General features: G+C 70.2%; 13 protein-coding genes. 9 read left to right on the top strand and 4 right to left on the bottom strand.

The window, feature by feature from the left end:
* Nucleotides 1-5 precede the first annotated feature (5 nt).
* From ASD11_RS07215 to ASD11_RS07205, 3 genes are read right to left on the bottom strand one after another with little or no spacing between them, the layout of a single operon-like run.
* Nucleotides 6-830 carry an SURF1 family cytochrome oxidase biogenesis protein gene (locus tag ASD11_RS07215; RefSeq protein ID WP_056285169.1) on the bottom strand — a complete coding sequence of 275 codons (825 nt, stop codon included), beginning with the start codon at nucleotides 828-830 and terminating at the stop codon, nucleotides 6-8.
* A 3-nt stretch (nucleotides 831-833) separates the two neighbouring features.
* Nucleotides 834-1,037, bottom strand: coding sequence for a hypothetical protein (locus ASD11_RS07210; RefSeq protein WP_056285166.1), 204 nt, complete (start codon nucleotides 1,035-1,037; stop codon nucleotides 834-836).
* The gene (locus ASD11_RS07205; protein WP_235503266.1) at nucleotides 1,034-1,378 is read right to left on the bottom strand and encodes a DUF3099 domain-containing protein; all 345 of its coding nucleotides are present in this window, start codon (nucleotides 1,376-1,378) and stop codon (nucleotides 1,034-1,036) included. Before ASD11_RS07205 ends, ASD11_RS07210 begins: the two co-directional genes overlap by 4 nt.
* Before the next feature lie 43 nt (nucleotides 1,379-1,421).
* Between ASD11_RS07205 and ASD11_RS07200 the strand changes: the two genes are divergently transcribed.
* The gene (locus ASD11_RS07200) at nucleotides 1,422-1,637 is read left to right on the top strand and encodes a dodecin (protein WP_056285162.1); all 216 of its coding nucleotides are present in this window, start codon (nucleotides 1,422-1,424) and stop codon (nucleotides 1,635-1,637) included.
* Nucleotides 1,638-1,749: 112 nt separating this feature from the next.
* Here ASD11_RS07200 and serB read toward each other — a convergent pair whose 3' ends face one another.
* Nucleotides 1,750-2,961, bottom strand: coding sequence for a phosphoserine phosphatase SerB (serB, locus tag ASD11_RS07195; RefSeq protein ID WP_056285159.1), 1,212 nt, complete (start codon nucleotides 2,959-2,961; stop codon nucleotides 1,750-1,752).
* 100 nt (nucleotides 2,962-3,061) lie between these two features.
* Here serB and ASD11_RS07190 point away from each other — a divergent pair, with 100 nt between their 5' ends.
* The 8 genes from ASD11_RS07190 (at nucleotide 3,062) to ASD11_RS07155 (ending at nucleotide 12,974) form a co-directional block, all read left to right on the top strand.
* Nucleotides 3,062-3,877 (top strand): ABC transporter ATP-binding protein, encoded by an 816-nt coding sequence (locus tag ASD11_RS07190; protein WP_056285156.1) that lies wholly within the window; start codon nucleotides 3,062-3,064, stop codon nucleotides 3,875-3,877.
* Between the two features lie 31 nt (nucleotides 3,878-3,908).
* A complete protein-coding gene (locus ASD11_RS07185; protein WP_056285154.1) occupies nucleotides 3,909-4,370 on the top strand; it encodes an NfeD family protein in 462 nt (153 codons plus the stop codon).
* Nucleotides 4,370-5,467: an SPFH domain-containing protein gene (locus tag ASD11_RS07180; RefSeq protein ID WP_056285152.1), complete on the top strand. Its 1,098-nt coding sequence runs from the start codon at nucleotides 4,370-4,372 to the stop codon at nucleotides 5,465-5,467. The genes ASD11_RS07185 and ASD11_RS07180 overlap by 1 nt, the downstream gene beginning before the upstream one ends.
* A 209-nt stretch (nucleotides 5,468-5,676) precedes the next feature.
* Nucleotides 5,677-6,702 carry a phosphate ABC transporter permease subunit PstC gene (gene pstC / locus ASD11_RS07175; RefSeq protein ID WP_056285150.1) on the top strand — a complete coding sequence of 342 codons (1,026 nt, stop codon included), beginning with the start codon at nucleotides 5,677-5,679 and terminating at the stop codon, nucleotides 6,700-6,702.
* Nucleotides 6,699-7,844, top strand: a complete 1,146-nt coding sequence (pstA, locus tag ASD11_RS07170) for a phosphate ABC transporter permease PstA (RefSeq protein ID WP_056285147.1) — start codon at nucleotides 6,699-6,701, stop codon at nucleotides 7,842-7,844. Before pstC ends, pstA begins: the two co-directional genes overlap by 4 nt.
* On the top strand, nucleotides 7,841-9,451 hold the full coding sequence (locus tag ASD11_RS07165) for a phosphate ABC transporter substrate-binding protein PstS (protein WP_235503265.1): 1,611 nt from the start codon (nucleotides 7,841-7,843) through the stop codon (nucleotides 9,449-9,451). The genes pstA and ASD11_RS07165 overlap by 4 nt, the downstream gene beginning before the upstream one ends.
* On the top strand, nucleotides 9,448-12,024 hold the full coding sequence (locus tag ASD11_RS07160; protein WP_056285144.1) for a hypothetical protein: 2,577 nt from the start codon (nucleotides 9,448-9,450) through the stop codon (nucleotides 12,022-12,024). The genes ASD11_RS07165 and ASD11_RS07160 overlap by 4 nt, the downstream gene beginning before the upstream one ends.
* A complete protein-coding gene (locus tag ASD11_RS07155) occupies nucleotides 12,021-12,974 on the top strand; it encodes a sortase domain-containing protein (RefSeq protein WP_056285143.1) in 954 nt (317 codons plus the stop codon). The genes ASD11_RS07160 and ASD11_RS07155 overlap by 4 nt, the downstream gene beginning before the upstream one ends.
* Nucleotides 12,975-13,110 lie beyond the last annotated feature (136 nt).

Raw genomic sequence — 13,110 nt, 5'->3', positions numbered from 1 at the left:
CCGGGTCACGACCCGGCCGGTTCGAGGTCCTTGGCAGGGCGAGCCGTCCGCGGCTTGCCGTGCTTGCGCTCCTTCTCCTCCACGCGAGCGAAGTAGAAGTACCCCACGACGGCGAGCAGGGCGAAGAACCACCACTGGAGCGCGTAGAAGAAGTGCGGTCCCTGTCCCCGCTCCGGCTCCGGCTCGGGCGCGAGGGAGCCCGTGGCGGACGGCTCCTGCTTCAGGAGGTCGAGGTAGCCGTGCCGCAGCGGCATGCCGACGTACTCCTCCTGGGCCTTGCTGGAGATGGCCCGGACCTGGCCGTCGAAGACCTTCACAGCGTCGCTGCCGGCGCCGTTGTCGGGGCGGAGCCAGCCCGTCACCGTGACGTCGCCCGAGGGGACGGGCGGAAGGTCGGTGGGCTTGCGAACGTTGTTCTCGGTCTCCACCCAGCCGCGGTCGACGAGGAGCGCGGTGCCGTCGCCGAGCACGAGCGGGGTCACGACGTCGACGCCGGGCGCGCCGTCGCGGGTGGCGAACTTGACCGTGACGACCTTGCTCGCGTCGAACCGCCCCGTGACGGTGACGCGCGTCCACTCGGAGTCCTCGTCGACCGTCGCCGTGCGCGGCAGGGCTGCGTCGAGCGGGACCGGATCGGCCTTGAGGTGCTTCTCGATGACCTTGTTGCGGTCGAGCCGGTGCTCGAGACGGTGCAGCTGCCAGAGGCCGAGCCGGCCGCAGACCCCCGCCAGGATGATGACGAAGAGCGCGAAACCGATCCAGCGCCGGCTCAGCATGAAGCCGTAGGGGCGCCCGGGCGTGCCAGGGCTCGACGTGCTCTCCGTGCTCATGCGTCAGGCCCCGACGGGGAGGGTCTCGCGGTAGAAGCCGCGGGCGTCGAGGAAGCCGCGGAGCGTGGACTCGTGCTCGGAGCACGCGAGCCACGTCTTGCGGCGGTCGGGCGTGTGGATCTTGGGGTTGTTCCACTCCACCCGGTGCTGCGCGGGCTGCGAGCAGCCCTTGGACGAGCAGATCAGCTCATCGGGGGAGTCGGTCACTTCTCGTCCTCGCCCTGCGCGGGGCCGGTCGTCCCCTGACTGATCTCGCCGAAGGGCTCGGGGCTCAGGAACGTGCCGCCCTCGGACTTCTTGCGGACGCCCGCGTTGGCCATCACGACGGAGGTGTAGGGGAGGAAGACCGCGAGGATCATCAGGATGACGCCGAGCCAGACGGCGACGTTGAGCCAGCAGATGACACCGCCGACGAAGCAGAGCGAGCGGATGGCCATGGAGATGGCGTACTTGATCTCCCTGCTCCCCAGCTCGTCGCTGTGGGCCTCACGCGCCGAGGTGATCGAGTAGACCATCTCGCGGGGGCGTTCCTTGGGAGTCTCGGGCACCCTCCCAGCCTACGTCGTCCCCCCAGAACGGCATGATGGCGTCATGAGCAATCGCACCTACCGCATCAGCGAGATCGTCGGCACGTCCGAGCAGGGCGTCACCGAGGCCATCGAGAACGGCATCAAGAGGGCCGGTCAGACCCTGCGCCACCTGGACTGGTTCGAGGTCCAGGGCATCCGCGGCCAGATCACCGACACCGACGTCTCGCACTACCAGGTGACCCTCAAGGTCGGATTCCGCCTCGAGGACGACGAATAACCCGGGCCGTCCCCTCGTCCCTCGGGAACTCACTCCGCCGCTCGCTGCGCTCGCGTCGGCCCGGCTCTCGGGCTTCGCCCTCGGCATGGGCGCCTGAGCGGTCGAGTGGGATCTAGCGCTCGTCGGCGGCGTCGGCCGCCTCGATCTCCTCACGGGTGATCCCGAGGAGGTAGACGATGGCGTCGAGGTACGGGACGTTCACGGCCGTGCGGGCCTGGTCGCGCACGACCGGCTTGGCGTTGAACGCGACGCCGAGCCCGGCGGCAGCCAGCATGTCCAGGTCGTTGGCACCGTCGCCGATCGCCACGGTGTTCTTCACCGAGATGTTGGCCTCGGCGGCGAAGCGTCGGAGCGCCTCGGCCTTGCCGGCCCGGTCGACGACCGTGCCGAGCACACGGCCCGTCAGGCGACCGTCGACGATCTCGAGCTCGTTGGCGGCGAAGTAGTCGATGCCGAGGTCCTCGGCCATCCGCTCGATGAGCTGGGTGAACCCTCCGCTCACGAGCGCGAACCTGTACCCCAGACGCTTCAGGGTGCGGATCATGGTGCGCGCTCCCGGCGTGTACTGCAGGGCGTCGTGCACCTCGTCGAGAGCCGAGGCGGGCACGCCCTCCAGCATGGCCACACGGGCACGCAGCGAGGCCTCGAAGTCCAGCTCGCCGCGCATGGCCTGCTCCGTGACGGACGCGACCTCGGCGGCGTGGCCGGCGTGCTCCGCGAGCATCTCGATCACCTCGCCCTGGATGAGCGTGGAGTCGACGTCCATCACGACGAGGCGCTGGGCGTGCCGCAGGATGCCCCGCTCCTCGACGGCGATGTCGACGCCGTGCTCGTACGCAGCTGCGGGGAGCTCGGCCTGGAGCAGGTCGGGATCGGCTCCCGAGACCTCGAGGCGCAGCGCCGTGACGGGGTAGCGGGCCAACCGCATGATGCGGTCGATGTTGCCGCCGGCGGTCTTGATGCGCGCGGCGATGGCGGCCATCGCGGCCGGCTGGAGCTGGGAGGCGAGCAGCGTGACCTGGCTGCGACCGACGCGTCGAGGACGGTTGTCGCCGGTCCCGTGCTCGATCTCGACCTCGAGCCCGAGCTCGCGGCCCACGGCGTGCGCATCGGACTCGAGCGCCGCGACGTCGTCGGGCTCGGTGGCCAGGACGCTCAGGACGAGTCGGCCGCGGACCACGATCTGCTCGACGTCGACGATCTCGACGAGATGGTTGGCGAGCGCCTCGAAGAGTCGCGTGGAGACGCCGCTCTGGTCGGGGCCCGTGAGGGTCACCAGGACGGTTGCAGAGGTGAGGTGCAGCGCGGGCACGTGCTCGGTCATCGGGACCGAGGCTATCGTCCAGGCTCGGGAACGGCGCGATAGGTTGGTGCCGGACAGCCGACGAGCGCGACGGACCCACGTCGCACCAGCAGGAGGATGCATGGCGACGGCCATCGATCTCGCGGGAGTGAGCATCGTCCGCTCGGGCGCGACACTCCTCGACGACATCACCTGGCAGGTCCAGGAGGACGAGCGATGGGTCGTGCTCGGCCCCAACGGAGCCGGCAAGAGCACCCTGCTCCAGGTCATCGGTGCACACATGTATCCCTCGCAGGGCTCGGCCGAGATCCTGGGCCAGCGCCTCGGCGAGGTCGACGTCTTCGACCTGCGCACCCGCATCGGCCAGAGCGGCGCGACGATCGCCGACCGCATCCCGCCGCGCGAGTCGGTCCGCGACGCCGTGGTCTCGGCCGCCCACGCCGTGCTGGGCCGGTGGAACGAGGAGTACGAGGGCGAGGACACGCACCGCGCGGAGCAGATCATGGGTGAGCTGGGCATCGGCGCTCTCGCGGACCGCACCTTCGGGACCCTGTCGGAGGGGGAGCGCAAGCGCACCCTCATCGCACGGGCCCTCATGACCGACCCGGAGCTGCTCCTGCTCGACGAGCCCGGGGCGGGTCTCGACCTGGGCGCCCGTGAGGACCTCCTCGCCAGCCTCGACGTCCTCTCCAGCACCGACGACGCGCCCGTCATGGTGCTCGTCTCGCACCACGTGGAGGAGATCCCGGCCGGCTTCAGCCACGTGCTGATGCTGCGCGCCGGCCAGGTCGTGGCGGCCGGCCCGATCCACGAGACCATGACGGCCCAGAACCTGGGCCGCACGTTCGGCATGCGACTCGAGCTGTCGGTGGAGGACGGTCGGTACTCCGCCCGACGTGCCGCCTACGGACATCGGGCCGAGGCCGACCGCAACTGATAGCCTGACCCACCCGTCCGAGGAGGCACTCATGATCGACTGGTTCAGTGACCACGCCTGGGTGACCTGGGTCGGGATCGCGGTCCTGCTCGCGGTGGCCGAGCTCCTCAGCCTCGACCTGGTCCTGCTGATGTTCGCCGTCGGCGCTCTCGGAGCCGCCGTCGTGGCGGGTCTCGGAGGACCTCTGTGGCTGGCGATCGCGGTGTTCGCCGTCGTGGTCGTCGCTCTGCTCACGCTCGTGCGACCACCCTTGGTGGAGAAGCTGCACGCCGGGCCCACGCTCCAGGTGGGCCACCAGTCCCTCGTCGGCAGCACGGCCGTCGTCCTCGAGCCCGTCGGCTCCTTCGACGGTCGCGTCCGGCTCGGCGGCGAGCTGTGGTCGGCCCGCACCGACGACGCCGCCCAGATCGGCGAGGGCGCGCAGGCGTACGTCGTCGCCATCGACGGAGCCACTGCCGTGGTCTCCGCCACCCTCCCAGTCAAGGAGTCCTGATGTTCGCCTCCGCCCTCACCGTCTTCCTCGTCCTGATCGCGATCCTCGCGATCGTGGTCGTGTCGATGACGGTCAAGATCGTCCCGCAGGCCCGTGCCGGCATCGTGGAGCGCTTCGGCAAGTACCGCACGTCGCTCTCGGCCGGCCTGAACATCGTGGTGCCGTTCATCGACAAGGTGCGCTACATGATCGACCTGCGTGAGCAGGTCGTCTCGTTCCCGCCGCAGCCGGTCATCACCGAGGACAACCTCGTGGTCTCCATCGACACGGTCATCTACTTCCAGGTGACCGACCCGGTGGCCGCCACGTACGAGATCGCCCAGTACATCCAGGCCATCGAGCAGCTCACCATGACCACGCTGCGCAACATCACCGGTGGCATGACCCTGGAGCACGCCCTCACGAGCCGCGACCAGATCAACTCCGGCCTGCGCGGCGAGCTCGACTCCGCCACCGGCAAGTGGGGCATCCGCGTCAACCGCGTCGAGCTCAAGGGCATCGACCCGCCGCCGTCGATCATCGACGCCATGGAGCAGCAGATGCGGGCCGAGCGGAACAAGCGCGCCGCCATCCTCACCGCCGAGGGCAACCGTCAGTCGGCCATCCTCACCGCCGAGGGCGACAAGCAGTCGGCCATCCTCACGGCCGAGGGCCAGCGCCAGGCGCAGATCCTCAACGCCCAGGCCGACCGACAGGCACAGATCCTGCGGGCCCAGGGTGAGGCCCAGGCCATCCAGACGGTCTTCCAGGCCATCCACGACGGCAACCCCGACCAGAAGCTGCTGTCGTACCAGTACCTGCAGATGCTGCCCAAGATCGCCGAGGGCGACAACGCCACCACGTGGATCATCCCGGCCGAGCTCACCAAGGCCCTGGGCACGCTCGGCGGCACCGTCGGCAAGATCCCGGTCGACGGTGGCGGGAGCAAGACCCGCATCGACCTCGACGCTCCGATCGACGAGGGCGACCCGGCCGGCGAGGCCGACACCTCGCAGGCTGTCCAGCAGGCCCTCGACGCTGCCAAGGAGGCCGAGGGGCCCGGCACCCCGACGGCACCCCCCGCGGACCCGCCGGCACCGCAGGCCCCGCCTGCCTGACCGTCGAGCAGCGCACCAGAGCTCCTCCCGCGCAGGCCCTTCGTCCCCTCGGACGGAGGGCCTGCGCGCTTCCTCGGACAGGAGCCCAGGGCCGGGTGCCGAACGGCCACGGACCGTTCACTGCGCATTCACCACAAGCACCGCAGCGGACGCCAGGCTGCTGACACTCTTCGGGGGTCCCTGCCCACCTCCCCCCTGGAGCAGCACCCGTGAGCACCCCCAGCGCCACGGTTCTCCGCACCGAGCCCCCCAGGCTCGACGCCGACGAGCCACGCGACCTGGAGATCGTCCAGAGCGGCGCCGACCGCATCTTCACCGTGACCACCCGGGCCATCGCGGCCACGGTGCTGGTCATCACCGGTGGCATCGGCATCTTCCTCGCCTCGTCCTTCATCCCCACGATCAAGACGTACGGCTGGGGATTCCTCACCGGCAGCACCTGGGAGCCCGAGAAGGACGTCCTGGGCATCGGCTCCGTGCTCGTGGGCACGTTCACCGTGGCGTTCATCGCGCTGGTGATCGCGTTCCCGCTCTCGGTCCTCGGAGCCCTGTACATCGCCGAGTACGCCCCGCCGCGGCTGCGCGCCACGCTCACGTCGCTCGTGGACCTCATGGCCGCCGTGCCGAGCATCATCTACGGCCTGTGGGGGTTCTTCCTGCTCCAGCCGCACGCCAGCGGAGTGGCGCACTGGCTGCACCAGCACCTGGGCTGGTTCCCGCTGTTCCACGTGGGGACCGACCCCGACAAGGCGTCACCGCAGATCTACAACTACACGGCGTCGGCCTTCATCGCCGGTATCGCCGTGGCGATGATGGTGATCCCGATGGCGTGCGCCGTCATGCGTCAGGTCTTCGCCCAGACACCGCCGGGGGAGCGCGAGGCGGCGCTCGCGCTGGGCTCGACCCACTGGGGCATGATCCGCTCCGTGGTCCTGCCGTTCGGGCGCGGCGGCATCATCGGCGGAACGATGCTCGGTCTGGGCCGCGCCCTGGGCGAGACGATCGCGGTCTACCTCATCATCTCGCCGTCGTTCGACCTGAAGCTCCGTCCGCTCGAGATCGGGACCAACACCGTCTCGGCCCTCATCGCCGGTCGGTTCAGCGAGGCCTCGGACCAGCAGCTCAAGGCCCTCCTCGCGGCGGGCTTCGTCCTGTTCATCATCACGCTCGTGATCAACACGGCCGCAGCCATGGTCGTCGCGCGGAGCCGGTCCGGGGCGGGAGCCGACGCATGACCGTCGTCGACGCTCCCCAGACCCAGCAGGACGTCCAGCTGCACGCGGTGCCGCGGACCTTCGTCCGCTCGGAGCCACCGGCCGCGGAGGACCTCGACCCGGGCAGCCGGCGCGTGCTCAAGGCTGTGACGGCCGAGCAGAGCTTCGTCCAGACAGGTGCGTGGCTCGCCTCGCTCGCGTTGACCTGGCTCATCGTGACCCGACTGCTGCCGTGGAGCGGCGTCATCGCCTTCGTGCTGACCTTCTTCGTGCTCGGTCTCGTCATGATCGCGGTGATGACCGCCCTCATCGGGGGGTGGCCGGAGGTGGTCGACCGGGTCATGAGCGCCGTGGTGCACGGCGCCGTGATCCTGATGGGCGTGGCCCTGGCCAGCACCATCATCTTCGTGTTCGTCCGCGGCTGGGACGCCCTGCCGCACCTCAACTTCTTCACCCAGGACATGGAGGGCGTGGGCCCGCGCGACGCGTTCGACCGAGGCGGCGTGCTCCACGCCATCATCGGCTCCCTCATCCAGGTGGGCATCGCGATCGTGATCACCGTGCCGCTGGGCATCGGCACGGCTGTCTACATGACCGAGATCGGCGGCCGGTTCGCCCGGATCGTCCGGACGGTCGTGGAGGCCATGACGGCCCTTCCCTCGATCGTGGCCGGCCTCTTCATCTACACGGTCGCCATCGTGGCCCTGGGCGTGCCCAGCTCCGGGCTGGCCGCTGCGCTGGCGCTCTCGGTGATGATGCTGCCCATCATCGCGCGCGCCTCCGACGTCGTCCTGCGGGTCGTGCCCGGCAACCTGCGCGAGGCGAGCCTCGCGCTGGGCGCCTCCCGCTGGTCGACGGTCTGGAACGTCGTGCTCCCCACGGCGCGCCCCGGCCTCGCCACCGCCGTCATCCTCGGCGTCGCGCGTGGCGTGGGGGAGACCTCGCCGGTCCTGCTCACCTCGGGCGCCGCCTCGTTCACGGTCCTGAACCCCACCGATGGCGTCATGAACTCCCTGCCCCTGTACATCTTCTCGACCGTCCGGTCCGGTGAGCCCCTGCTCATCTCCCGGGCGTTCGCCGCCGCGAGCGTCCTGCTCGCCCTCGTCCTCCTGCTGTTCGTGGTCGCCCGCCTGGTCGCCCGCCCCAAGAAGGGAATCCGGTGAACCTCTCCGGCACGCACGCCCGCCGCCGCTCCGCCGGTGGCCGCTCCGCACTCTCCGCGCTCGGCATGATCGCGCTGAGCATCACGGTCCTGCTCGCCAGCGAGCGTCCGGCCGACGCGGCCTACGCCCAGATCGAGGGCTCGGGCTCGACCTGGTCGAAGCTCATCGTCGACCAGTGGATCTCGGACGTCTCCGCCAACGGCATCAAGGTGGTCTTCACGGGCAACGGCTCGTCCGCCGGACGCAGGGCGTTCGCCGCGGGCACCTCCGACTTCGGCATCACGGAGGTCCCGTACCAGGGCTCCGGCGCCCAGGGCGGCGACGACCCGCCGCCGAAGAACCGGTCGTTCGCCTACCTGCCCATCGTGGCCGGCGGCACCGCCTTCACCTACCAGGTGCGGGTGAACGGCAAGCAGGTCAAGAACCTGCGTCTCTCGGGCGAGACCATCGCCAAGATCTTCACGAACAAGATCACCAACTGGAACGATCCCGCCATCACGAAGGACAACAACGGCACCAAGCTGCCGTCGCTGCAGATCATCCCCGTGCACCGCTCCGACGGGTCCGGCACGACCGCCCAGTTCACGACGTGGCTCAACAGCGAGTACTCCTCCCTGTGGAAGCCGTTCTTCGGACGCAGCGGGATCACCTCGTACTACCCGTCGAAGGGCCGGTCGATCGGCGCCAACGGCTCGGACCAGGTCATGAACACCATCTCGGCCGCGCAGGGCAACGGGACGATCGGCTACGTCGAGTACGCCTACCCGGTCCGCAAGAGCTATCCGGTGGTGAAGGTCCTCAACAAGGCCGGCTACTTCGTGGAGCCCACGCAGTACAACGTGGCCGTGGCCCTGACGAAGGCCAGGCTCAACCAGGACCTCACCCAGAACCTGACCGGCGTCTACCGGGGAGACGACTCGCGGACCTACCCGCTCTCGTCATACTCGTACATGCTGCTGCCGACCGGAGCCAAGGACAAGCGCATGTCGACGAGCAGGCGTCAGTCCCTCGCCGACTTCATGTTCTACTCCCTCTGCGAGGGCCAGTCGAAGGCCGGCAAGTTCGGCTACTCGCCGCTGCCGCTCAACCTCGTGCAGGCCGGTTTCGACCAGCTGGGCAAGCTCAAGAAGGCCGACAAGAACGTCAACCTCGAGAACCGGTCCGTCACGCAGTGCAACAACCCCACCTTCGTGGCGGGCAACCTCAAGGCCAACAAGCTGGCGCAGGTCGCGCCCAAGCCGGCCGACTGCGACAAGCTCGGCGCAGGTCCCTGCACCACCGGCACGGGCGCGGCGCCCACCAGCGTGAGCGACGCCAAGAACGGCGGTGGCGCAGCCGGCGGGACCGGACCCGACGGCGGTGACGACGCGGCGTCGGGCGGTGCCGAGGTGGACCCCGACACCGGTCTGCCGGTGGGATCGGCCGCGCAGGGCGGTGGTGCCGCGTCCGTGGCGGTGCAGACCGAGCTGGTGGCCGGCCGCGCCGGTGACGACAAGGTCTTCGGCGCCCTCGCCGTGGCCGAGCTGCTCGCCATCGTGGTCGCACCAGGGCTCGTGGCCGTCTACCTGAGTCGACGCACGCGCCGGCGGACGGGGACGCCGGCATGAGCCGGCGCAGGATCGCCCTCCTCCTCGGAGTGCTCGTGGTCGCCACGTTCGTGACGTCGTCCACCGTCACGGCGGCCGGCGACGACGTGGGAGCCTTCAGCCAGAAGAAGACCGTGACGCGCGAGAACGTCGACGCGTTCGGGAACGCCAGCACGGTGGACTCCCAGGACGTGACCCTCGAGGTCGACCACACCAAGAACCTGCAGGGCCGCGAGCGCGTGCAGGTGAGCTGGAGCGGGGCGCGTGCCAGCGCCGGACGCGCCACCAACCCGTACGGCGAGAACGGCCTCGCGCAGGAGTACCCCATGGTCATCCTGCAGTGCCGTGGACGCGACGACAGCTCGCTCTCGGCGGGCAAGCGGCTGAGCCCCGAGACGTGCTGGACGTCGTCGCGGCAGCAGCGCAGCCAGGTGGCCGACACGAGCGCCGCGGTCTGGCGTCTTGACCCCTTCGCGACGGAGGCCGACCGTGGACAGGTCTCCGGCGTGAGCAAGGTCCCGGCCGGCTGCAGCAGCCCCGGCGCGGACAGCTCCCTCCATCTCACGCCCTTCAAGGCCGCCAACGGCAAGGTCTACCCGGCGTGCTCGAACGACACGATGCCCCCCGAGGCCGCGATCGACGGCGCCTTCCCACCCGCCGAGCAGGCCGCCTACACCGGCGTCGACGGCAAGGGCGAGACGTCCTTCGAGGTCCGCTCCAGCATCGAGAACGAGTCGCTGGGCTGCAACGAGTCCACGCCCTGCAGCATCGTCGCCGTCCCGATCATGGGCACGAGCTGCGCCCGCGGGACCGGCGACCTGGCCGACACCAACGGACCGTGCCGCGCGAAGGGACAGTTCGCCCCGGGGTCCAGCAACTTCTCCGGCCTCGGCGTCGACGACGCCGTCTCGCCGCTCTACTGGTGGGCCGAGTCCAACTGGCGCAACCGGATCAGCGTGCCCATCACCTTCGGTGCCTCGCCGAACGTGTGCAACGTGCTGGACTCCCGAGCACCCGTCGGCTTCTACGGCACCGAGCTCATGAGCCAGGCCGCGCTGCAGTGGGCGCCCGCCTACTGCCTGCGCAAGGACCGCTTCCGCTTCCAGCACAACGTCCAGCCCGACCAGGCCTCCTTCACGCTCATGGAGCAGAAGGAGGCACCCGGCGCCTTCGTCTCCGGGGCGCAGGAGGACGCGGGTGAGGACAACGGCTCACCGGAGTACGCGCCCACCGCCGTCACAGGCTTCGCCGTCTCCTACGTGATGGACAGGCCCGACAACGCGGGCGAGGACTCCGACCTCAAGCTCAACGCCCGCCTGATCGCCAAGCTGCTCACGCAGAGCTACCCGGCGTCGGCCTTCGGCAAGGACCACCCCGGGCTGGGGGACAACCCGCTCTCCATCAACCAGGACCCGGAGTTCAAGGCGCTCAACCCCGGACTGGACTCGATCGCGCGGGAGGCTGCCGCCGTCATCATGTCGCTGTCGGAGTCGTCGGACGTGGTGAAGGCGATCTCCCAGTACATCGCGACGGACCCGGAGGCGTCGGCGTTCATCGCCGGCAAGGCCGACCCGTGGGGCATGACGGTCAATCCCTCGTACAAGGACATCTCACTTCCTGTGAGTGAGTGGCCGCTGCTCGACGAGTTCATCCCGGTCATGAAGGACGACTGCCTCAAGGCGAACAACGACACGCCCTACCTGCCGCGGCTCGCGGCGCCGGTCACGAGCTTCCGGAAGATCGCGGAGGCCGTGCTCGACGCCTGGCCGCTGGCCCAGACCCGGTGCACCGGTATCGGGACCGACCTGTCGCCCTACGTCCTCGGACGCAGCGAGCGTCAGGGCGTCGGTGCCCGCATGCTGCTGGGCGTCACGACCTTGGGCGACGCCGAGCGGTTCGGGCTGAGGACGGCCTCGCTCCAGACCAGCCAGATCCCTCCGGGTGGCACGTTCTCCAGCGCTGCCGGACGCACCTTCGTCGGTCCGACCCGCGCCGGCATGGCGGCCGCGGTCAAGACCGCCGAGCAGGCCAAGAGGGGCGCGCCCTTCACCCTCGACATGGAGAAGGTGCGCCGGTCCAAGGGCGCCTACCCGGGCACGCTCATCGTCTACACGGCGGCTCGGACCGCCGGTCTCGAGAAGTCGACGGCTCGCACCGTGGCGGGCTTCGTCCGCACGGCCACGACCGAGGGACAGCGACCCGGATCGGGCAACGGGTTCCTGCCGTCGGGCTACCTGCCCATCACGAGGGCCGGCACGACCGCGGCGCTCTTCACGAGTGCGCAGCAGGTGGCGGCCGACATCGAGGGCCAGGTGGGAGAGACAGCCACCCAGGCTCCCGCCGACACCTCGGCGGGGATCGGCGGTCCCGGGACGGACGCCCTGACGGACGCCGCCGCCACCGGTGACGACGCTGCCACCGACGACGCGCCGAAGCAGGCGACGAGCGACCAGCTCGAGAGCCTGGGCAGCACGGCGTCGCTCACCTCGACGCTCGCCGCCTGGGCGTTGCCCCTCCTCGTCCTGCTCGGACTCGCGGCCGGCCTCGCCGGGCCCGCGATGCGGGTGCTCGCCGCCCGCCGGAGGCTCCGGTGACCACGCTTCCCTGGGGTCGGAAGGACAGCCGGCCGGCGAACGGACGTCGTCGAGGTGACAAGAAGCCCGGCGGGGTGCGCGACGTGCTGGCCGAGGCCACGTCGTCGTCGTCGATGAGCGAGCGCGAGGTCGTCGTCAGCTCCGGCCTCGTCGTGCTGAGCGTCATCATGCTGTGGCTCGTGGTCCAGATGCTCGTGCTCGGCGGACTCGAGTTCTCCCGAGGCCAGGACCGGCTCTACGGCCAGCTCAGGGCCGAGCTGGCCACCGGCGAGGCCCCCACGGGTGGCGTCATCGCGCCCGGCGACCCCGTGGCGCTGCTCAAGCTGCCCTCGCTCGGCGTGGACCAGGTCGTCGTCGAGGGGACGTCGGCGGGGCACATGCTGACGGCCCCCGGACACCGACGCGACACCGTCCTGCCCGGTCAGGCCGGCGTGTCCGTCCTGTACGGCCGTTCCCAGACCTTCGGGAAGCCCTTCCAGGTGATGCTGCAGGACGCCCTGGGCAAGGACATGAACGTCGTGACAGGTCAGGGCACCTCCACGTACCGGATCGAGCAGGTCCGTCGTCCTGGCGACCCCGTGCCGGCGCCCCCGGCGGCCGGCCAGGGGCGTCTCACCCTGGTGACCTCCCAGGGGAGCGGCTTCCTGAGCGCCCTGCGTCCCGGCGAGGTGGTCTACGTCGACGCCTCGTTGAGGACCAAGTCCTTCGCGGGCGGCGCGGCGCGGGTCAACACGATCGCGAAGTCGGAACGACCCATGGCGGGCGACCACTCGGTCCTGCCGATGCTGGCCCTGACGCTCGGCGGGCTGCTCGCCGCCGTGGTGGCCACCCCCTTCGCCCGCCGGCGGTTCGGGTCGGTCCTGACCTGGATGATCGCCGCTCCCGTCGTGCTCGCGCTGGCCTGGTTCGCGGCCGACCTGACCGTCTACCTGCTCCCGAACCTGCTCTGAGAACGTCCCCGGTGACTGTCCACGCGACGTTCGTCCGGCGTTCACCGCAACCGCTCCGGGCACCTCTGACGAAGCCATACGTTCCCTGTGGGTCGCACGCCGGGCCCGCCACCCCCCACTGAGAATCCCCCACACA

The organism is Aeromicrobium sp. Root495, from assembly GCF_001426755.1.
Lineage (GTDB): Bacteria > Actinomycetota > Actinomycetes > Propionibacteriales > Nocardioidaceae > Aeromicrobium.
Note: the sequence above shows the minus strand (reverse complement) of the source record. Positions and strands in the feature narration are given on the sequence as shown.